The organism is Ruegeria sp. AA3 (assembly GCF_056542905.1).
In genome coordinates, this window is record NZ_JBQGAQ010000001.1 from 379,931 (window position 1) to 400,016 (window position 20,086).

18 protein-coding genes are annotated in these 20,086 nt (G+C 55.3%); 9 read left to right on the forward strand and 9 right to left on the reverse strand.

Annotation, left to right across the window (positions count from 1 at the left end; genetic code table 11):
- Window positions 1-3 precede the first annotated feature (3 nt).
- Window positions 4-441 carry a CBS domain-containing protein gene (locus tag ACR0JR_RS01860; protein WP_010439840.1) on the forward strand — a complete coding sequence of 146 codons (438 nt, stop codon included), beginning with the start codon at window positions 4-6 and terminating at the stop codon, window positions 439-441.
- A gap of 82 nt (window positions 442-523) precedes the next feature.
- A complete protein-coding gene (coaD, locus tag ACR0JR_RS01865) occupies window positions 524-1,015 on the forward strand; it encodes a pantetheine-phosphate adenylyltransferase (protein WP_170778753.1) in 492 nt (163 codons plus the stop codon).
- On the opposite strand, the gene gap (ACR0JR_RS01870) is transcribed toward coaD, so the two are convergent.
- From gap (ACR0JR_RS01870) to gap (ACR0JR_RS01880), 3 genes are all read right to left on the reverse strand, one after another.
- A complete protein-coding gene (gene gap / locus ACR0JR_RS01870) occupies window positions 1,007-2,011 on the reverse strand; it encodes a type I glyceraldehyde-3-phosphate dehydrogenase (protein ID WP_480454818.1) in 1,005 nt (334 codons plus the stop codon). The genes coaD and gap (ACR0JR_RS01870) overlap by 9 nt on opposite strands.
- A gap of 81 nt (window positions 2,012-2,092) precedes the next feature.
- Window positions 2,093-2,236 carry a hypothetical protein gene (locus ACR0JR_RS01875; protein ID WP_010439846.1) on the reverse strand — a complete coding sequence of 48 codons (144 nt, stop codon included), beginning with the start codon at window positions 2,234-2,236 and terminating at the stop codon, window positions 2,093-2,095.
- A 73-nt stretch (window positions 2,237-2,309) separates the two neighbouring features.
- Window positions 2,310-3,311 (reverse strand): type I glyceraldehyde-3-phosphate dehydrogenase, encoded by a 1,002-nt coding sequence (gap, locus tag ACR0JR_RS01880; RefSeq protein ID WP_170770706.1) that lies wholly within the window; start codon window positions 3,309-3,311, stop codon window positions 2,310-2,312.
- Between the two features lie 180 nt (window positions 3,312-3,491).
- On the opposite strand from gap (ACR0JR_RS01880), the gene ACR0JR_RS01885 reads away from it, so the two are divergent.
- Window positions 3,492-4,463, forward strand: a complete 972-nt coding sequence (locus ACR0JR_RS01885; RefSeq protein ID WP_170770707.1) for a DUF808 domain-containing protein — start codon at window positions 3,492-3,494, stop codon at window positions 4,461-4,463.
- 119 nt (window positions 4,464-4,582) lie between these two features.
- A complete protein-coding gene (locus ACR0JR_RS01890; RefSeq protein ID WP_480454819.1) occupies window positions 4,583-4,891 on the forward strand; it encodes a hypothetical protein in 309 nt (102 codons plus the stop codon).
- Between the two features lie 54 nt (window positions 4,892-4,945).
- Here ACR0JR_RS01890 and tkt read toward each other — a convergent pair whose 3' ends face one another.
- The gene (gene tkt / locus ACR0JR_RS01895) at window positions 4,946-6,970 is read right to left on the reverse strand and encodes a transketolase (protein ID WP_480454820.1); all 2,025 of its coding nucleotides are present in this window, start codon (window positions 6,968-6,970) and stop codon (window positions 4,946-4,948) included.
- Between the two features lie 235 nt (window positions 6,971-7,205).
- Between tkt and ACR0JR_RS01900 the strand changes: the two genes are divergently transcribed.
- From ACR0JR_RS01900 to ACR0JR_RS01910, 3 genes are read left to right on the forward strand one after another with little or no spacing between them, the layout of a single operon-like run.
- On the forward strand, window positions 7,206-8,039 hold the full coding sequence (locus ACR0JR_RS01900) for a hypothetical protein (protein WP_480454821.1): 834 nt from the start codon (window positions 7,206-7,208) through the stop codon (window positions 8,037-8,039).
- The gene (locus ACR0JR_RS01905; protein ID WP_170469928.1) at window positions 8,039-8,431 is read left to right on the forward strand and encodes a cell division protein ZapA; all 393 of its coding nucleotides are present in this window, start codon (window positions 8,039-8,041) and stop codon (window positions 8,429-8,431) included. Before ACR0JR_RS01900 ends, ACR0JR_RS01905 begins: the two co-directional genes overlap by 1 nt.
- Window positions 8,431-8,781, forward strand: coding sequence for an MliC family protein (locus tag ACR0JR_RS01910; protein ID WP_010439860.1), 351 nt, complete (start codon window positions 8,431-8,433; stop codon window positions 8,779-8,781). The genes ACR0JR_RS01905 and ACR0JR_RS01910 overlap by 1 nt, the downstream gene beginning before the upstream one ends.
- Before the next feature lies 1 nt (window position 8,782).
- Here the strand turns inward: ACR0JR_RS01910 and grxD are convergent, their stop codons facing one another.
- From grxD to ACR0JR_RS01935, 5 genes are all read right to left on the reverse strand, one after another.
- Window positions 8,783-9,145 (reverse strand): Grx4 family monothiol glutaredoxin, encoded by a 363-nt coding sequence (gene grxD / locus ACR0JR_RS01915; protein ID WP_170539459.1) that lies wholly within the window; start codon window positions 9,143-9,145, stop codon window positions 8,783-8,785.
- 249 nt (window positions 9,146-9,394) lie between these two features.
- Window positions 9,395-9,631: a BolA/IbaG family iron-sulfur metabolism protein gene (locus ACR0JR_RS01920; RefSeq protein ID WP_039530494.1), complete on the reverse strand. Its 237-nt coding sequence runs from the start codon at window positions 9,629-9,631 to the stop codon at window positions 9,395-9,397.
- Window positions 9,632-9,773: 142 nt separating this feature from the next.
- The gene (gene purL / locus ACR0JR_RS01925) at window positions 9,774-11,933 is read right to left on the reverse strand and encodes a phosphoribosylformylglycinamidine synthase subunit PurL (RefSeq protein WP_480454822.1); all 2,160 of its coding nucleotides are present in this window, start codon (window positions 11,931-11,933) and stop codon (window positions 9,774-9,776) included.
- Between the two features lie 190 nt (window positions 11,934-12,123).
- The gene (locus tag ACR0JR_RS01930) at window positions 12,124-14,361 is read right to left on the reverse strand and encodes a mechanosensitive ion channel family protein (RefSeq protein WP_480454824.1); all 2,238 of its coding nucleotides are present in this window, start codon (window positions 14,359-14,361) and stop codon (window positions 12,124-12,126) included.
- 268 nt (window positions 14,362-14,629) lie between these two features.
- On the reverse strand, window positions 14,630-15,538 hold the full coding sequence (locus ACR0JR_RS01935) for a LysR family transcriptional regulator (protein WP_170469946.1): 909 nt from the start codon (window positions 15,536-15,538) through the stop codon (window positions 14,630-14,632).
- 169 nt (window positions 15,539-15,707) lie between these two features.
- Between ACR0JR_RS01935 and ACR0JR_RS01940 the strand changes: the two genes are divergently transcribed.
- Entirely contained in the window at window positions 15,708-19,127 is a 3,420-nt protein-coding gene (locus ACR0JR_RS01940) for an indolepyruvate ferredoxin oxidoreductase family protein (protein ID WP_480454825.1), read from the forward strand.
- 78 nt (window positions 19,128-19,205) lie between these two features.
- Window positions 19,206-20,084: a lysophospholipid acyltransferase family protein gene (locus ACR0JR_RS01945; protein ID WP_480454826.1), complete on the forward strand. Its 879-nt coding sequence runs from the start codon at window positions 19,206-19,208 to the stop codon at window positions 20,082-20,084.
- Window positions 20,085-20,086 lie beyond the last annotated feature (2 nt).

Here is a 20,086-nt window from a genome sequence, read left to right on the forward strand (position 1 = left end):
CAGATGCTCGTTCAGGCCATACTCAAGTCCAAAGCTGGCAGCGGCGTAGTGACGGTCGAACCATCGGCGTCGGTCTCGCAGGCCGCCGCAATTCTGGCGGAGAATCGGATCGGTACTGTGATCGTTTCCGAAGATGGCGGGCAGACGGCTTCGGGCATCCTGTCCGAACGTGATATCGTACGCGAGCTGGCCGCCAGTGGTAGCGGGTGTCTGGACAAGCCGGTCAGTACCTACATGACCAAGAAGCTTGTAACAGCCAGCCAGCAGGACTCGGTCGAATCCATCCTATCACAAATGACGGAAGGTCGATTTCGCCATATGCCTGTTCTGGAAGAGGGCAAACTGGTCGGAATCGTAACGCTGGGCGATGCGGTCAAGGCGCAACTGGCTGAACTTGCTATGGAAAAAGACGCGCTTGAAGGCATGATCATGGGGCATTGAACACGGGGGCTGTTTCAGCCTCTTGCACCTGCGGCAAAGTTATGTTTGCTTGCGCAGAAATTTTGTTGCGCTGGAGAGCCCTATGCGGGTTGGATTATATCCCGGTACCTTTGACCCAATCACATTGGGCCATATCGACATCATTCGCCGTGCCGCTGCATTGGTGGATAAGCTTGTGATTGGCGTCGCTATCAACCGCGACAAGGGCCCTCTGTTTTCTTTGGAAGAACGAGTCGCGATGATCGAAGCCGAGTGTGCGCATCTCACCGAGCAGACCGGCACGGAAATCGTGGCGCATCCATTTGAAAACCTGCTGATCGATTGTGCACGAGATGTCGGGGCGCAAATCATTGTGCGCGGTCTGCGTGCGGTCGCGGATTTCGAGTATGAATTCCAGATGGTTGGCATGAACCGCGCGCTGGACGACTCGATTGAAACGGTCTTCCTAATGGCCGAGGCTCGGCATCAGGCGATTGCCTCGAAACTGGTCAAAGAAATCGCCAGGTTGAATGGGGACGTGTCGAAATTCGTCACGCCCCGCGTCAATGAAGCTCTGCGTGAGCGTTTAGGCTAAGGCACCCATCGCGGCGGCCGTGTCCAGCATCCGGTTCGAGAAGCCCCACTCATTGTCGTACCAAGCGAGGACGCGCACCAGCGTGCCGTCGGTTACTTTGGTTTCAGCCAGCGAAACGGTCGAGCTGTGTGAGTCGTGGTTGAAATCGATCGATACCAGCGGGCGATTCTCGGCTGCCAAAACGCCGGGGACTTTCGCGGCGGCTTCTACGAAGAGGGCATTGACCTCCTCTTCGGTTGTTGGGCGTGATACTTCGGCGACCAGGTCAACAACTGAGACATTGGGCGTAGGCACGCGAATGGCTTGCCCGGTCAACTTTCCGGCCAGTTGTGGCAAAACCAGACCCACTGCAGACGCCGCGCCGGTTGTCGTGGGAATCATCGACAGTGCTGCTGCGCGCGACAGGTAGGGGTCTTTCCCAGCTGTGTCATGAACCGGTTGGCTCGCCGTGTAGGCATGAACGGTTGTCATATTGCCGTGCTTGATGCCAAGCCCTGCGTCCAGTGCTGCGGCCACGGGCGACAGGCAGTTGGTGGTGCACGAGGCGTTCGAGACAACGATATCGTCAGCGGTCAGCTCATGATCGTTTACGCCAAAGACGACGGTCTTCACACCGCCATCGCCGCGGGCAGGGGCGGAGATCAGTATTTTCTTTGATCCGTTTTTCAGATGCCGCTCGGCTGCTTCGCGGGTACGAAAGACGCCGGTACATTCCAGAACCACATCCACATCAGACCAGTCCAGTGCTTCGGGGTCTCGCTCGCTGGTCAACCGGATCGGTCCGGCACCAACATCCAGACCGGCGTCAGTCAGTGTGACAGGTCTGGGATAGCGGCCATGCACACTGTCGAATTCGAACAGATGAGCGTTCATTTCCGGCTTTGCCAGATCGTTAATAGCGACGATTTCAACATCGGTGCGTCCGGATTCCATGACGGCTCGCAATACGCCTCGTCCGATCCGTCCAAATCCGTTGATTGCTAGCTTGAGTGTCATAATGCGCTCCGTCAGAATTTGGTCGATTGATGGTTAGCGCTAACAAAGCTAGATTGGCGCGAAAGTCAAGCAAAACCTCTGTCATCGCCAGAAGGCAAGCCAATCCAGAAAATCGTAAAGCTTCTTACCAAGGAACAGCAGGTGTTCGGTGCCGAATAGTGCAACGTCCAGCATCAGACCGCCCAGAATTAGGATTCCAAGCCAGATAGCGATTTGATTTGTCATTTCTGCGCCCTGAACGAAAATGCCCGCTCAGATAACCTGAGCGGGCATCAAGGTACAAGCGATGTGCGAAGGGTCAGTTAAGGCGGCCCATCGCTACGGCGACATCCGCCATACGCACCGAGAAGCCCCATTCGTTGTCATACCATGCCAGTACACGCACCATACGGTTGTCAACGACGCGGGTCTGGTCTGGTGCGAAGATCGAGCTCTCTTCGGTGTGGTTGAAATCGGTCGAGACCAGCGGCGCAGGCTCATAGCCAAGGACCCGCTGCATCGGGCCCTTGGCGGCTTCTTCAACAATCGCGTTAACCTCTTCTACTGTCACGTCGCGCGATGCGCGGAACGACAGGTCGACGGCCGAGACATTTGGGGTAGGTACACGGATCGCGGAACCGTCCAAGCGGCCCTTGAGGTTAGGCAGGACTTCACCCAGCGCTGCCGCAGCACCGGTTGTGGTCGGGATCATCGACATCGCCGCTGCGCGCGCGCGATACAGGTCGCTGTGACGACGGTCCAGAGTGGGCTGGTCGCCGGTATAAGCGTGGATCGTGGTCATGATGCCATGCTCGATACCGATGCCTTCATCCAGAACTTTGGCAAGCGGGGCCAGGCAGTTGGTCGTGCAGGAGCCGTTGGACACCATATTGTCGTTTGCAGTCAGGGTGTTGTGGTTTACGCCAAACACAATTGTCTTATTGACATTCTTACCTGGCGCCGAAAGCAGCACCTTACCAGCGCCGCGATCTAGGTGCGTCTTTGCCTTTAGCCCGTCATTGAACTTGCCAGTACATTCCAGGACGACATCGCAGCCTTCCCAGTCAAGCTCGGTCATGTCATAGGTCGAGAACATTTCCATCGGGCCACGGCCCAGATCCATGGTGTTGCCTTCGACAGACACTTCGCGCGGGAAACGGCCGTGAATGCTGTCATATTTCAGCAGATGTGCCGATGTTTCCAGCGGGCCAGTGGCGTTGACCTTGATCACTTCGATGTCGTTACGCGCCGATGCGGCGATGTGCGACAGTGTACAGCGGCCGATGCGGCCAAAACCATTGATACCGACCTTGATGGTCATCCGACGTCTCCAAACTGCGCTTGTGTTGCTGGCCATATAGCCGTGAAAACCGAATCTCAAAAGGGCAAAAATGGCATATTTTTAAGGTGTTAGCGCAAACCTGCGCCGGTTGCGCTAACGCTTGCGCTAAGGGTTGGATCAGGTAGTGTCGGCAACAGCGGATAAACAAGAGGATGCGCGATGAGTGGTCTGTTGGCCCTGTTGGATGATGTGGCAGGCATTGCAAAGGTTGCAGCGTCATCAGTGGACGATGTCGTAGCGGCGGCTGGCAAGGCCGGGGCCAAGACTGCCGGTGTAATAATCGACGACGCGGCGGTAACTCCGAAATACGTGCAGGGGTTCGCGCCGGCACGAGAATTACCCATCATCTGGCGCATCGCTCGCGGATCGGTTTTCAACAAGATTGTCTTGCTGTTGCCCGTGGCACTGCTGTTGGCGAACTTTGCGCCATGGCTGATTACGCCTTTGCTGATGATAGGTGGCTCGTATCTGTGCTTTGAGGGCGCCGAGAAGATTTTTCATGTCTTGTTCCCGCATGGCAGTCACGTCATCGAAGAAGACATGAAAAACCGCGACCCAGGGCATTTGGAAGAGCAGAAGGTCAAGGGGGCAATCAAGACCGATTTCATTCTTTCCGCCGAGATCATGACCATTGCATTGGCGGCTATCGAAGCGCCCAACATCTGGATGCAGGCTGCGACGCTTGCGGTGGTTGGGTTGGGTGTGACTCTGGCAGTTTACGGTTCGGTTGCGCTGATAGTGAAGATGGATGATGTCGGGTTGTATCTGGCTAAGAACGCACCGACGCCCGTAGGCCGAGGTCTTGGTCGGGGCTTGGTCAAAGCCATGCCCGGCGTGATGAAGACACTTTCAATCGTTGGAACTGCCGCGATGCTCTGGGTCGGAGGCTCGATTATCATCCACGGGATGGAGGTTCTTGGCTTTGGCTGGCTGGGCCATCATATTCATGACTGGGCTTATGCGGTAGGACATGCAGTGCCTGCCCAATGGGAAAAAGCCGCCGAATGGATCGCAAAAGCGACAATGGATGGGGTGTTTGGCTTGGCTTGGGGGTTTGTACTGATACCGTTGGCGACCAAAGTGATTGCGCCGATGATCGGGAGGTTTTCAAATAAGCCTGGAGTTCACTGAATCGAAGGCGTGAGGTGATGGATCTTAGTCATTTACCAGCCTTTAGAACGGTTCAAGTCCGCACCCGGTTTAAGTTGAGGGGGCTCGCTTCCAAACGTAAAGCAGCGGCATTGGCTGCCATGAACCTTGGTGCGGAACAAATGCCGTTTGAACCGAACGCACTGTATCGGGTTCTGCATTTTCGGATCGATACGGCGTACAAAGCTGCCGAACGTGCAAAGTGGGCAGGCGGGCGAATGTTCAACCTGCTTACGGGTCAATCTGCGCACTTCATTCCGCTTTATGGAACGCATGTGCGGCAAGTTTTGTCTTGGGCAGGGCAAAACGTACCCGGAGGGATCGTGCCAGCGGAACGGTACGAACTGCGATTGGACTTTGCGAAATTGGCATATGAGGCGTTAAGGGCGAAATTGGGCCAGCCAAAATAAGAAAGGGCGGCCTAGAAAGCCGCCCTTTGTATCTACAACTGTTGAGCCGAGTGCTTAAAGCCCCAGCAGTTCTTTTACCTTCGCGACGGTCGCTTCTGCGGTAATGCCAAAGTGTTTGTAAAGCTCACCTGCCGGGGCCGATGCACCAAAGCTCGACATGCCAATAAACCCAGCTTTGGCTTCGCGGCCACGTTCACCCAGCAACCAGCGGTCCCATCCGCCAGCGCGTACGGAGGCCTCGATGCCAACGCGGACAGCACCGGCAGGTAGGACGCGTTTGCGATAGGATTCATCCTGTTCGGCAAACAACTCCATGCAGGGCATTGATACGACGCGGGTGCCGATGCCCTCGGCCTCCAGCATCGCTTTGGCTTCCATGGCCAGCGAGACCTCGGATCCGGTAGCGATCAGGATTGCCTGACGTTTGGCTTCTGCGTCAGCGAGCACATATGCGCCTTGTGAGGTCAGGTTTTTACCTTTGTGCTCGGTCCGTACGGTTGGTACGCCCTGACGAGTCAGCGACAGTACCGAGGGGCTGTCCTTGGAGGTAAGTGCCAGTTCCCAAGCTTCGGCAGTCTCAACAGTGTCAGCGGGGCGGAAGACATAGGTGTTTGGCGTTGCGCGCGAAATCGCCAGATGTTCCACCGGCTGGTGGGTCGGGCCGTCTTCGCCCAGACCAATCGAGTCATGTGTCATCACAAAGACCGTAGGCACCTTCATCAAGGCAGCCAGACGCATGGAAGGGCGGGCATAGTCAGTGAAAGCCATGAAGGTGCCGCCATAGGGGCGGATGCCCCCGTGCAGAGCCATACCGTTCATCGCAGCGGCCATGCCGTGTTCACGGATACCATAGTGGATGTAGCGGCCTTTGCGGTTTTCCGGCAGGAAAACGCCCATATCCGCCGATTTGGTATTGTTTGAACCAGTCAGGTCAGCCGAACCACCAATGGTTTCTGGCATGATCGGGTTCACCACGTTCAGAACCTTTTCGGACGACGCTCGGGTGGCCAGCTTTGGCTGCTCTTCCGACATCTGTTTCTTGAATGACCGGATGGCACCAGCCAGTTTCTTCGGCGCTTCAAACGCATAGGCACGGTTGAATTCCGCCTGCTTACGGTCGGAGATTTGCGCGAAACGCTCCTCCCATGCCGTGCGCTCGGCAGCACCACGTGTACCAATAGCTTCCCATGCAGCTTTGACTTCTGTGGGGATGACAAACGCGTCATGCGGCCAGCCATAGCCGTCTTTGGCCGCCTTCAACTGATCCTGATCGGTCAGTGCGCCGTGGCCTTTCGAAGTGTCCTGAGCCGCGTGGCCAAGTGCGATGTGGCTCTCGCAGGCGATCATTGTCGGCTTGTTCGACTTTTTCGCCCGCACGATGGCATCGTCGATGGCCTTGGGGTCATGACCGTCAATCTCAAGCACATGCCAGCCCGAAGCCGCAAAACGGCGCACCTGATCGGTGCGGTCGGCGATATCAACGGTGCCGTCGATGGTGATGTTGTTGTTGTCCCAGAAGACGATCAGCTTGCTCAGTTCGTGTCGGCCAGCCAGGGTGATCGCCTCCTGGCTAACGCCTTCCATCAGGCAGCCGTCGCCCGCAATCACATAAGTGTAGTGATCAACGATCTTCTTGCCGTAATGCGCACGCTGGATTTCCTCGGCCATGGCAAAGCCCACAGCGTTCGAGATGCCCTGACCCAGAGGGCCAGTGGTGGTTTCGACACCGTCTATCAGGAAGTTCTCGGGGTGGCCGGCTGTTTTGGCGCCCAACTGGCGGAAGTTTTTGATTTCTTCCAGCGTAACGTCGCCATGACCAGTCAGGTAAAGCAGCGAATAGACCAGCATCGAACCGTGACCCGCCGACAGGATGAACCGGTCACGATCCGGCCAATTCGGGGCAGAGGCGTCAAATTTCAGGTGCTTTTCGAACAATACAGTCGCAACATCGGCCATGCCCATTGGCATACCGGAATGGCCGGAATTGGCGGCGGCGACGGCGTCGAGGGTCAGGGTGCGGATGGCCGCAGCCTTGTCCCAGTGTTCGGGGTTGGCATTGCGCAGCGCAGTCAGGTCCACGGGCGTTATTCCTTTGGGTTACGGGCAGATTTAGCGCTGAATACCATCCGTCTGACAAAGTGCAAGCAGAACCGGGTTCTGCGCCGATCTGGCGCTTCAAGAGCGGTGTGCAAGTGATTGAAACCAAACAGTGGGTATTTTCTGTTACATTCCGTTAGACTAGTGCAGAGAGCCGCCGCTTTTGATTCGGACAGGCGTATAGCAGAACGAACCTTGATAAAGAGGTGACAGGGGCATGAGTCAGATCGAAGAATTACAACGCCGTATCATTACTGCGATGGAGCGGATCGGCACCGGAGTCGAGGCACTGCAGGACGCTGGGCCCGCGGTCGATAATGGTGCTGCATTACGATCAGAACTTGAAGAAGAGCGCTTGGCCAATGCGCAGTTGGAAGAGCGGCTGAAATCGCTCATAGAAAGGCACGCTCTTGAGATTGATGCCCTCCGGGAGCAGGCGGGACCAGGAGAAGAAGTTGCTGCACTGCGTGATCAATTGGCCGAGGCGACCGCAAAGCTTGCAACGGTCGAGGCCGCGCGCGCAGAGTTAGCCGAGGCCAAGGCCGCTCTGGATAACAGCGACGAAGTAAATTCACTGAAAGCCGAAATCGAAACCCTGCGATCCATGGAAAATGCCGCAGAAGAAGCCGATTCGTTGCGGGCCGAGGTCGAGCAATTGACCCCCATCGCAGATCGCGCCGAAGAGATGGAGGCAGAGCTGTCCCGTCTGCGCGCTGAATTGGTCGATAGCGAGCGGCTGACCGAATTGAACGCCGAGCTTGAAATGCTGCGTGCCGAGCGTGCCAGCCATGGCGCGGCGATGTCGCGACTGGATGACGATTTGCAACGGTTGCGCAAGGCAAACGAACAGTTGCGTGGAACAGTGGATGAGTTGCGCGCCGCGGCAGAAGATGGTGTGACCGATGCAGACATGCTGAATCGCGCAACTGCTGCAGAGTTGGAGGCAACGCGTGCCGCAAGAGCCTCGGACGCGGCCGAAGCACACGCGGTTCTGGCCCGGCTCGAACCGTTGTTGACCCATGCCAATCTGGCTGAAGGAGAGGTTGAATAATGCCCGAGGTGACCATTCATATCGGTGGACGAGGATTTGATGTCTCTTGCCAGGACGGTGAAGAGCCCTTTCTGCAGGCCGCGGCCAAGCTTTTGGATGATGAAGCACAGGTATTGTCGGACCAGATCGGACGCATGCCTGAATCGCGCATGTTGTTGATGGCCGGACTAATGTTGGCCGACAAAGCTGCAGCGCACGAAGATCGCCTGAAGCTGGCAGAAGCAAAGCTTGTGGAAGCCGAAGCCGAATTGAATCGCCTGCGTAGTCAACCTCTGCCCGAGCCCGAGCGAATTGAAGTTGCAGTGGTGCCACCCTCGGTAACAGACACATTGGCGGAGATGGCCGCGCGTGCAGAAGCGCTGGCTGCGGTGATCGAGGAAAGGAACGCCTGATGGGCTTTGTTCGAACGGCCGCAGGGGCCGCGGTATTGTCTTTGTACGCTACGGCAGGTTTGGCCGAGATCGACATACTGTCTGTGACATTTAACTGCGAGAACAACACGCAGGTGCCAGTGTCCTATTTTAACGCCGCAGATGGATCAGGTGCTGCCGCGATGCTGATTGAGGACCAGTTAATTGCGCTGAAACAGGTTCAAAGCGGATCAGGTATTCGCTACGAATCTGTAGACGGGGCAGGGACATACACCCTTCGATCCAAAGGCTGGGAAGCTACGATCAGCCATCAGGCCCAAGGCAGCACAGCCCCCGAACGTGTCTTGTTCAAGGACTGCTCTAGCCGGTAAATTAGGCGTTTGCTTCACGGATTTTGTCGGCAGCATCTTTGTCGTAGCCGACATTGTTTTCTTCAAACAAAGTATCCAGCTCTCCCGAAAGGGTCATCTCGGTGATGATGTCGCAGCCGCCGACGAACTCGCCTTTGACGAAAAGCTGGGGCACAGTTGGCCAGTCCGAATAATCCTTGATACCCTGACGGACAGAGTCGTCCGCCAAAACATTCACGTCGGTATATTCGACACCCATGTAGTTCAATACACCAGCGACGCGCGACGAGAACCCGCACTGCGGCATCTCTTTGGTACCTTTCATATACAGCACCACGTCATTGGCTTTGACGGTTTCGTCGATCTGGGTTTTCACGTCGGTCATTTGGTGTTTCCTTTGCTCTTCGGCATTATTGCATTGGCGTAGTCTTGAGGATTCTTCGGAATATGGGTCTGCGCCGAGCTAATTGCACCGTCATGTGAATTGTAGGAGGAATGCAGGAGGTGTTCTCCCTGTCCAGGTGGCGATCCTCGTCTTGTATTACGTCCCGTCTTTGAATGGTTCCAAGCTATGAGCGCGATCAATACAACAAAGACGGTGAATGTAATTGAGATTACAATCGCGTGCTCCATTTTACTCCGGTACTTTCGTGGTCAGCGCCAGCGCGTGCAACTCTCCATCCGGGCCATCCATCTTGCCTTTCAACGCGGCATAAACAGCACGTTGTTGCTGAACGCGGTTCTTGCCGCGAAAGCTCTCATCCACGACCATGGCGGACATGTGCACGCCATCGCTGCCACCAACCTGGATTTCCGCATTTGGAAAGCTCTCGCGTAGCAGAGTTTCAATTTCGTGGGCGCTCATCGGCATGTAGGTTCACTCCTGAAGGTCTTTCCCAAGATGTAGAGCGATGAGACGGGGGGCGCAAGATGGGGCCAGTTCCGTTCAACAACAATTCCTGCGCGCCGACACGCGCAAGAAATCTGTTTGATCGCACCAGAACAAAGATTGATTAGGCGACGGCTTGGGCAAAGCTGCTGCGGAACGTATCCGCCAGCTCGGCAAGCGAGACTTCGGAGCTTCCGATTTTAACACTGTCTCCAGTGAAACGTCCGACCGACAGAAGGGGAACACCCGCCTGACCAGCTGCGATCATCAATGCTTCGGCCTGATCAAAGTTACAGGCGACCAGATAGCGCGCCTGATCTTCTCCGAACAGGAACTCGGTCGAGGCGTCGTCGAGGCAAACGCCGACACCAGCTGCCTCGGCTAGTTCAAAAGCGGCTAGTGCAAGGCCACCGTCACCCAGATCGGTGCAGGCTTTGATCATTTCACGATTGGCGCGAATGAACTCTCCGTTGCGCTGTTCAGCGTCCAGATCGACATGTGGGGCGTCCCCGTCTTCTCGGTTGAAGACTTCGGCCAGCAGGGCCGACTGGCCCAGATGGCCTTGGGTTTCGCCGATAACCAGAGCGACATGGCCTTCACGAACCTCGTTGCCGATGATTTCATCGGCAGTTTGCAGCAGGCCTACGGCCCCAATCGTGGGAGTTGGCAAGATCGCCTGCCCATCAGTCTCGTTATATAGCGACACGTTGCCGGAAACGATGGGCATGTCCAAGGCTCCGACTGCGGCTCCGATACCTTGGATTGCCCCTACAAACTGGCCCATGATTTCAGGCTTTTCGGGATTGCCGAAATTCAGATTGTCAGTGGTGGCCAGCGGCTTGGCGCCCACGGCAGTCAGGTTGCGGTAGGCTTCGGCTACGGCCTGTTTGCCGCCCTCAACAGGGTTTGCGCGGACATAGCGCGGGGTCACGTCGCTGGTGAACGCCAGCACCTTGTCAGTTCCGTGCACACGCACCATTCCAGCGCCCAGACCAGGCGTGCGGGAGCTGTCGGCCATGACCATGGTGTCATACTGTTCGTACACCCATTGCTTGCCTGCGTAGTTCGGCGAAGAGAGCAAGGCGCGAAGGCCATCAACTGGGTCGATCTGGGGCACATCTGTCAGCTCTTCCGCGTTGGGCGTTGGTTCCCATGGGCGGTCGTACTCGGGTGCCGTTGAAGACAGTTTGGAAAGGACGAGGTCTGCTTTGACTTCGCCGTTGTGCATGATCAGGAACCGGTCTTCGGCGATCGTTTCACCAACAATGGCGAAATCCAGATCCCATTTCTCGAAAACCGCACGGGCTTCGGCTTCAAGCTCAGGTTTGAGGACCATCAGCATCCGCTCCTGAGATTCAGACAACATCATTTCATACGCGGTCATGTTCTCTTCGCGTTGAGGGACATTCTCCAGATCAAGGCGAACGCCAAGGCCACCCTTGTCTCCCATCTCAACGGCCGAACAGGTCAACCCTGCCGCACCCATATCCTGAATCGAGATCACGGCGCCGGTCTGCATCAGTTCCAGCGTGGCTTCCATCAAGCGTTTCTCGGTGAAGGGGTCACCGACCTGAACAGTCGGACGCTTTTCTTCGATGGTGTCGTCGAATTCCGCCGAAGCCATGGTCGCACCGCCCACACCATCGCGTCCGGTTTTAGCGCCTAGATAAACAACCGGCATACCGACACCCGAGGCCGCCGAATAAAAAATCTTGTCACTGTCGGCCAGACCTGCGGCAAAGGCGTTAACAAGGCAGTTGCCGTTATAGGCTGGATGGAACCGAACTTCGCCACCAACGCAAGGCACACCGAAGCAGTTTCCGTAGCCGCCGATGCCTTCAACCACACCATTCACAAGCTGACGGGTTTTGTGGTGGCCGGGCTCACCAAATGACAGCGCGTTCATCGAGGCGATGGGGCGTGCGCCCATGGTGAAGACATCCCGCAAAATACCACCAACGCCGGTCGCGGCACCCTGATAGGGCTCAATGTAGGAGGGGTGGTTGTGGCTTTCCATTTTGAACACCACGGCCTGACCGTCTCCAATATCAACCACGCCAGCGTTCTCACCAGGGCCGCAGATAACTTGTGGGCCGGATGTGGGCAGCGTGCGCAGCCATTTCTTCGAGGACTTATATGAACAATGCTCGTTCCACATAGCCGAGAAAATGCCCAGTTCGGTGAATGTTGGCTCGCGCCCGATGATCTCGAGGATCATGTCGTATTCCTCGGGCTTGAGCCCGTGTGCAGCAATCAGATCCGGGGTGATGGCGGGCTCTTGCATCTTCTGTCCTATGTCCATAGTGGCCGAGATTGCGGGCCTTTTAGGGCAAGGGCGCTTCCGTGGGAAGGGTCAAGTCACCGCAGGGCCATTTAGAAAAGAAAATGCGGAACCGACAATGCCGCCGATTCCGCACATCTGGAGGTTGGCTTATAGATTGGCGCTGTAAAATCCCAGCGCCAAGCCTACCGATTTAGGCCGGGTTCTGACCTTTGTTGACGGCATCAGCTGCAGCTGCACCGGCGGCTGCTTTTTGTTCTCCAGTCATATTCTCGCTGCCAGGTATCGCAACGCGCACCTCTCGGCGGGCGAAGTCGATGCCATTGGCGTTGAACTCTGCTTTCACGCGATTGAAGATTTCCTTACGCAGCGTGAACTGCTTGCCCGGCTTGGCCATGAACTTGCCTCGGATGATCATACCGACATCATCAAAGTCGAACACACCCTGAGATTTGAACGGCTGCAGGAACCCATCTTTATGAGTTTCGTCCTGCATCATCTCGGCACCGATCTTCTTGAAGATCTTTTTGACCTTATTGGGATCGGTATCGAAAGGCACAGTGAACTTGAGCTTCATGATGACCCAGTCGCGGCTGAAATTGGTCAGCTTTTGAATCTCGCCATATGGGATCGTGTGAACGGGCCCGCGATGGTGGCGCAATTGCATGGATCGGATCGAGATCTTTTCGACCGTTCCCATCGTACCGCCGACATCGACATATTCGCCGACACGGAAGGCGTCATCGATCAAGAAGAAAATACCGCCTACGATATCGGCCACCAGTTTTTGCGCGCCAAATCCAATAGCCAGACCCAAAACACCAGCACCAGCAAGTAGCGGTGTAATGTTGATCCCGAGCGCACTCAACGCCAGCAGGCCGAAGATGACGCAGATTGTGACCTGTGCGGTGATCCGCAGCAAAGGCAGAACCGTTGCCAGACGCGAACCACCAGCACCGCCGCCTTCGCCGCCGGCTTCTTCATCCAGCTCTTCCGCAGCAGTTTGTTCTTTCGCCAGACGACGATTGATCCAGAGCGAGACAATCTCGTTCAAGATGTAGCCGACTGCGATTATCAGCAGGAACTGGATGACCGCGCCACCGACTTCTGCTCCGATGCCAGCTGATGCGACATGGCGAAGGTCAAGTTGCCAGGCACGCGAAATCATCAGGACCACGAACAGTCCCGCAATAACCCGCCCAATCCGGATATAACTGCGCTTGGCCGAGCGATAGGCGCGTTCCGCCAAAGGTCCTTCACCTGATAGCGGCGGCTGCAGATGGCGGACCAATCCACGTATCAAAGTATCGAGCGCTGGTGCGATCAGCAGCCAGAACATAGTGGTGAAATGCGCCCCGGTTCCAAGCACGCGCAAGATTGCCGGATTACGCTGTGCCACGAGGAATTCAACGAGCAACCAGATCACCACCGACACGCCAATGGCGAAGTAGGGGTAATAATGCGCGACTTCCTCATCAAACTTGGTGCGATCCGGGTCTGTGCCCAGCATCATCTGCGACAGTCCTTCACGAGCAGTCCAGGCGATTACACCGATATAGATGTGGATTGCCGCATTCAGCCAAAAGCCGATGCGCGTCTCGCTTGGAGTAATTCCGTTGAGTCCATTGAAGCGGACAACAAATAGCGTGAAACCGATCAGGATCAGAAGGCCAATCAGATTTCTGTGCAGGTATTTAGCCCAGTGGTCATCAATATTCACCAAGCGGTATTGAGGTTTTTGCGGCGCGAGTACAAATCGCGACACAGCTGCCCCAAGACGCGGGACCCAAATCAAGAAGAATACGAATGGTGCGGCAAACGTGATTTGTTCGGGGGTCAGTAATGCGCGACCAAGCGCCCGGATAACCACGTAGAACACGATGAGACCGGCAATTTCGCGGCAAAACCGGCGGAATAGGTACTGCACGGCTCCCCTAAGGTCAGCTTCATCTCCGACTTCGGATGCCTTTGACCAGCGACGGGTTAATATGCTGAACAGCTTTTCTGCTACATATCCGACCAGTAGGACCGATAGCACTAGCCCGATCAAGGTAAGGACCCCGGTTTCGTTGAATTTATCCGCAAAATTGCTGAACGCTTTTATTTGCGCACTGACGATATTGGGAACTGTCGTTAGTACTTGCGTCCAGGAGGTAACCATTTCCGCCCAGATCTCGTTCAGTTCAGTCAGCGGATCTTCGTGACCTTCCTTCTCTGCGGCATGTTTTTCCGCAACCGCGTCAAGGCGTTCAAGCAAGATCGCCCGCACCTGGTCATCAGACATACGCGCAACCAGATCATCGACTTGCTCAGGCGTTAGATCCTGGGGGATCGTAACCGTAGAAGTTGTGCTTGTGTCTTGTGCGTGCAGCGGCACCGCCAGAAACAAGACTGAAATCATCGCCAACAATAGGCGCAATGAATGGAACATGAATTAGCCCTCGAACACGATTTTAAGTGTTTTTTCGGGATCATAGGCTCGTGTATTCAATTTTCCCAGTGCTTTCCTGAGAATTGCCGAACGTAAGGCCAAAAAAAAGGCCGAGCACTAAGCTCGGCCGTAGTCCAACAGGGAGGTATGAAGATGATGAGCGTTACAGCATCATCGCCTTCAATTGCTCATTTAGGGATCAGTTTGTTAACGATCAAGGTTTAATAGGAGATAAGATCGTCATGCCCGCTATGTCCTGAGTGCATGGCTAGAGTTTCCCCATCTGCCTCAGATGTTTGCGGTGGGCTATGATTTCGTCCTGCACGAAATCCCGAAAGGCAGCGATCCGCTTGGAATGGCGAAGCTCTTCGGGATAAGCGAGGTAAACCGGTACATCAGCAGTTTCAATGTCCGAAAGGATCGGAACCAGATCGGGAAAGTCCTCGGTCACGTAGTCGGGTAGGACACCAATTCCAAGATCGTGGAGTACACCTTGCAGAACGCCAAAATAGTTGTTCACAGTTAATAGCGATCCAGGATTATAGGTCATTAGGTGCTTTACCATCGAAGCGCCGGCCCCGACCTGAGGCGCGGATGGTGTCTGGCAGATCAATCTGTGCTTGGTGATTTCTTCGAGAGACTCAGGTTTGCCGCCGTGGCTGTCCAGATAGGCTTTGGTGGCATAGAGCATCATTTGCACTGTCATCAGGCGCTTGCGCACCAAATCCGCCTGACTGGGCTCTTTCATGCGGATGGCGACGTCTGCTTCGCGCATCGGCAGGTCGAGAACGCGTTCTTCCAACATCAGATCAATATTGAGATCGGGATATCTTTCGTAAAGCTTGGGCAGTCGAGGTGCGAGCCAGAGCGTGCCGAAACCAAATGTGGTGGTAACACGCAAAACACCGAACACCTCGTCCTCGCTGTCCCGAATTCTTGCGGCCGCAGTGTCCAGACGTTTGGACATTGCCGAAGTCGCGTCGAACAGCAATTCGCCTTGTTCAGTTAGAATCAGGCCACGGGCATGGCGGTGGAATAAGGTCGCATCCAGTGATTCTTCGAGAGCGCGAATTTGACGGCTCACAGCAGATTGAGACAAATTGAGCTTGTCCCCTGCATGCGTGAGGCTGCCTGCATCCGCAACCGCGTGAAATATTCTGAGTTTGTCCCAATCCATCGCCGCAACTTTCGTTATCTTTCGGCAGCCCTATATGAAACACGTAACAAATTCCACATTCAAACCGGGAAATCGTTACGGCAAAGGAGAAAATTACTATACAGGTCAGCATTTGTGACCTAAAATACCTAAAGATACAGCACACTAATCCGACGAGGGGAGACGTCAGATGAGTCAGCCGAAGATCACGTTAAATGATCGGTTTGATCTATCCAAAAGCCCGGTTCTTTTGAACGGAACGCAGGCGTTGGTGCGTCTGATGTTAATGCAGAAAGAACGTGACCGCGCGACGGGGTTTAATACTGCGGGTCTGGTTACGGGATATCGAGGATCACCGCTAGGGGCTGTCGATTTGCAGATGTCGCGCGCTGAAAAGCAATTGGCCGAAAGCGATGTGACGTTTCAATACGGTCTGAATGAAGATCTTGCCGCCACCGCATTGTGGGGCAGTCAGCAAGCCGGGTTACGTGGCGACGGTAAGTTCGATGGTGTATTTGGCCTTTGGTATGGCAAAGGCCCTGGGGTCGACCGGTCCGGAGATGTGATGCGTCATGCAAACATGGCCGGTACCGCGCAACAAGGCGGCGTCTTGATGGCCATGGGCGACGATCATACGGGCGAAAGCTCGACCGTTCTGCATCAGTCTGAATGGTCTTTGGTCGATATGTATATGCCAGTCGTCAGTCCGGCCGGAGTTCAGGAAATTCTGGATTACGGCGTCTACGGATTTGCGCTAAGCCGATTTGCCGGGGTTTGGGTCGGGTTGAAAACGATGAAGGACACGATCGAGGTCACTTCGGTCGTGGATGGTAGCCCCGATCGGATGCAGATAACTATCCCACAGTTCGATATGCCCGAAGGAGGGCTGAACATTCGGCTGGGAGACACGCCGCATCTACAGGAAGCGCGGGTCATTGACTATAAACGTTTTGCGGCTGAGACGTTCTCGCATGCGAACAAACTGGACAAACGGGTCTGGGGAAAACCCGGTGCCAAGATCGGGTTTGTTGCTGCGGGCAAGAACTGGCTTGATCTGATGCACTCAATGTCACTGCTGAACATTGATGCGGACGAGGCAGAGCGACTTGGTATTACTACTTACAAGATCGGACAGACGTTCCCTCTGGATATGAGGGGTTTCCACGATTGGGCGGAAGGTCTCGACCTGATTGTGATCGTCGAGGAAAAGCGCAAGCTGATTGAGGTTCAGGTCAAGGAGGCGATCTTCGACGATCGGCGTGGTCGTCGCGTTTACGGCTGGTACAAAGGCGGGGCAGGGACGTTGCACCGCGAAGAGCTGTTCCCGACCAGAGGGGCGCTTGATCCAATCATGATTGCTGAAAAACTTGGGCAGATTCTGGTTGAGGAAGGCCATGATACCGATGGCGTTCGCGCAGGTCTTGCAAAACTGGACGAGGCGCGCCGCGCTGATAATGCTCAGGAAATCGCAGCAAGATTGCCCTATTTTTGTTCAGGATGCCCGCATAATAGCTCGACCAAGTTGCCGGAAGGCAGCCGTGCCTATGCCGGGATTGGCTGTCACTACATGGTGCAATGGATGGATCGCGAGACCACCGGATTCACCCAGATGGGCGGTGAAGGGGCGAACTGGATTGGCGAGGCTCCGTTCTCGACCACCAAGCACGTTTTTCAGAATCTTGGCGACGGAACCTATAATCACTCGGGCGTGCAAGCGATCCGCGCCGCGCTGGCGGCTGGCACCAATATAACCTTCAAAATTCTATACAACGATGCCGTCGCAATGACTGGTGGGCAAGAGAACGAAGGTGGTCTGAGTGCTGAGCGTATCGTTGCCGAGGTCAGCGCGATGGGTGTCAGCAACGTTGCCGTCGTATATGACGAAAAAGAAGATGTGAACTTCGGGGCGCTACCCTCGGGCGTCGAGACCTTTGAGCGTACCAAACTGATGAAGGTTCAGGAAAAGTTCCGCGAAATCGAGGGCGTATCAGTCATTGTTTATGTCCAGACCTGCGCTGCCGAAAAGCGCAGGCGGCGCAAGCGGGGCACGTTCCCGGACCCGGACAAGCGCGTGTTCATCAATACCGATATCTGTGAAGGTTGCGGAGACTGCGGTGTCCAGTCGAACTGTGTCTCAATTGTCCCGAAAGAAACCGAGCTCGGGCGCAAACGTGCTATTGATCAATCCAGCTGCAACAAGGACTTCTCATGCTTGAATGGGTTCTGCCCTTCCTTCGTGACGGTAGAAGGCGTGAAAATCCGCAAAGAAGCCACCACTGAGCTTGATTTACCTGACCTGCCGGAACCTGAGCTGCCGCACATCGATGGAACCCATAATGTCGTAATCACGGGTGTTGGCGGCACAGGCGTCGTCACGATAGGTGCGGTACTGGCACAGGCTGCACAGATCGACGGTAAAGGGGCAGGCATGATGGAGATGGCAGGCCTCGCACAAAAGGGCGGTGCCGTTCATATCCACTGCCGGCTTGCAGACCAGCCGGAAGACATCAGCGCGATCCGTGTCGCCACTGGTGAAGCGCACGCGCTGATCGGCGGTGATCTGGTGGTCTCGGCAGGGGCAAAAACGCTGGGTCTAACGCAGACTGGTCGTACCGGGGCAGTCGTGAACAGCCATGAGATCATTACCGGTGATTTCACTCGAGATACCGAGTTTACCATTCCCAGCGATCAGCTGCAGCTTGCCCTGCAAGCACGGCTACGGGATAGGGTAGCACTATTCGATGCAACCGATCTGGCCCGCGCGGTGATGGGGGATTCGATCTATTCCAACATGATGGTATTTGGCGCCACCTGGCAGCGTGGCCTGCTACCGATCAGCCATCAGGCGATCATGGAAGCGATTGAACTGAACGGTGCGGCGGTCGAACGCAACAAACGTGCCTTCGAAGTTGGCCGCTGGGCTGTGACCCATCCCGAAGAGGTCAACAAAATCCTAAGCCCGAACGTGGCCGAATTACCTAAATCGTTGGATCAGGTGATCGATTTCCGCGCGGCACATCTGATCGACTATCAGAGCAAGCGATTGGCCAAACGCTATCGTAATCTGGTCGAAAGCGTCGATGATCAGAAGGTCCGTGAAGCGATCGCCAAAGGCTACCATAAGCTATTGTCCTATAAGGATGAATATGAGGTCGCACGGTTGCTGCTCGACAGTCGCCAGAAGGCAGAGGCCGAGTTTGACGGCGACTTCAAAATGACCTTCCATCTTGCACCGCCAACTTTGGGCACAAAGGGCGATAATGGACGTCCGGCCAAGAAAGCCTTTGGCGAGTGGTTTCTTGGCCCTCTTAAAGTGCTTGCAAAACTGAAAGTTCTGCGTGGCACTCCTCTGGATTTGTTCGGTTACACGGCGGAGCGCAAAATGGAGCGTGCTTTGATCCGTCAGTATGAAAAGGATTTGAAAGAGGTTCTGCCCAAGCTGACACCCGAGACTAGCGATGCAATTACGGCGCTTGCCGCTCTGCCTTTGGAGATTCGTGGATTTGGTCCGGTTCTGGTCGCGAATGAGACCAAGGCCGCGAAACGGCGCGAAGAATTGCTGGCTGTTATCCGCGATGGCGGGCCTCAAATGCAAGCTGCGGCAGAGTGAGGCTTTACAATCCTGTCATAAAATCTAGGCAAATTGGTTACCTCGTCATATTTAGTCGGTAGCAAACCGGAGTAGCCAATGCCGCCGCATCATCACGTCGCTCGTGACATATCCTACGCTCATTCCGCAGAAACGCGGGGTGGGCGTATGGTGATCAAGTTGATGGAAAACACGACGGGCCGCTTGCGTCTTATCCGTCGCGCAGATGGCTACGATCAGGAAGTCGCACAGGGACGTGATTTCTGGTCGGTGATGGTGGAACGCTATGGGCTGACATTGGATGTGGTCGGTGGCGCGTTATCGAATATTCCTAAAGATGGCCCGCTGATTTTGATTGCGAACCATCCATACGGCATTCTGGACGGGCTGATGATGGGTCATATCCTGTCTCAGACGCGCGGAGATTTTCGTATTCTTGCCAACCATGTCTTCCGCAAAGCTGAAGATTTGGATCGGATCGTCCTGCCAATCTCTTTTGATGCTACCAAAGAGGCGATGCGGTTGAACCTTGAGACCCGCAAGACTGCTCTGAGCTATTTGGGCGACGGTGGCGCAATCGGGATATTCCCGGGTGGCACCGTCAGCACGGCTGCGAAGCCATTTGCGCATCCGATGGACCCGGGGTGGCGCGGATTTACCGCTCGGATGGTGGCCAAGTCTGATGCGACTGTTGTGCCGGTGTTTTTTGAAGGACACACCTCGCGATTGTTCCAGATTGCTAGCCATCTGCACAACACATTGCGCATGGGTCTTCTAATCAAAGAGTTCAAGAAACGTGTTGATACTCCAGTGCGCGTGGTTGTTGGAGACCCCATCGGGCGCGACATTCTGGATCCATTAGGCAAGGATACGCGCAAGATGATGGATTTCCTGCGCAAAGCGACGTATGAGCTGTCTCCAGAGCCATTAAAGTCTTATGACTACGGCTATGAATTTGAGGAACGGCATCGCGCCTAAAG

What these genes read in the sequence shown, in the direction of transcription:
- ACR0JR_RS01885 (WP_170770707.1), top strand. Translation starts at nt 3,492, where the DNA reads ATGAGTGGTCTGTTGGCCCTGTTGGATGATGTGGCAGGCATTGCAAAG.
- ACR0JR_RS01875 (WP_010439846.1), bottom strand. Translation starts at nt 2,236, where the DNA reads ATGACAAATCAAATCGCTATCTGGCTTGGAATCCTAATTCTGGGCGGT.
- ACR0JR_RS01860 (WP_010439840.1), top strand. Translation starts at nt 4, where the DNA reads ATGCTCGTTCAGGCCATACTCAAGTCCAAAGCTGGCAGCGGCGTAGTG.
- grxD (WP_170539459.1), bottom strand. Translation starts at nt 9,145, where the DNA reads ATGACCGACGTGAAAACCCAGATCGACGAAACCGTCAAAGCCAATGAC.
- ACR0JR_RS01900 (WP_480454821.1), top strand. Translation starts at nt 7,206, where the DNA reads ATGAGTCAGATCGAAGAATTACAACGCCGTATCATTACTGCGATGGAG.
- ACR0JR_RS01940 (WP_480454825.1), top strand. Translation starts at nt 15,708, where the DNA reads ATGAGTCAGCCGAAGATCACGTTAAATGATCGGTTTGATCTATCCAAA.
- purL (WP_480454822.1), bottom strand. Translation starts at nt 11,933, where the DNA reads ATGCAAGAGCCCGCCATCACCCCGGATCTGATTGCTGCACACGGGCTC.
- ACR0JR_RS01935 (WP_170469946.1), bottom strand. Translation starts at nt 15,538, where the DNA reads ATGGATTGGGACAAACTCAGAATATTTCACGCGGTTGCGGATGCAGGC.
- ACR0JR_RS01945 (WP_480454826.1), top strand. Translation starts at nt 19,206, where the DNA reads ATGCCGCCGCATCATCACGTCGCTCGTGACATATCCTACGCTCATTCC.
- ACR0JR_RS01905 (WP_170469928.1), top strand. Translation starts at nt 8,039, where the DNA reads ATGCCCGAGGTGACCATTCATATCGGTGGACGAGGATTTGATGTCTCT.
- gap (WP_480454818.1), bottom strand. Translation starts at nt 2,011, where the DNA reads ATGACACTCAAGCTAGCAATCAACGGATTTGGACGGATCGGACGAGGC.
- ACR0JR_RS01910 (WP_010439860.1), top strand. Translation starts at nt 8,431, where the DNA reads ATGGGCTTTGTTCGAACGGCCGCAGGGGCCGCGGTATTGTCTTTGTAC.
- ACR0JR_RS01930 (WP_480454824.1), bottom strand. Translation starts at nt 14,361, where the DNA reads ATGTTCCATTCATTGCGCCTATTGTTGGCGATGATTTCAGTCTTGTTT.
- gap (WP_170770706.1), bottom strand. Translation starts at nt 3,311, where the DNA reads ATGACCATCAAGGTCGGTATCAATGGTTTTGGCCGCATCGGCCGCTGT.
- ACR0JR_RS01920 (WP_039530494.1), bottom strand. Translation starts at nt 9,631, where the DNA reads ATGCCGATGAGCGCCCACGAAATTGAAACTCTGCTACGCGAGAGCTTT.
- ACR0JR_RS01890 (WP_480454819.1), top strand. Translation starts at nt 4,583, where the DNA reads ATGAACCTTGGTGCGGAACAAATGCCGTTTGAACCGAACGCACTGTAT.
- coaD (WP_170778753.1), top strand. Translation starts at nt 524, where the DNA reads ATGCGGGTTGGATTATATCCCGGTACCTTTGACCCAATCACATTGGGC.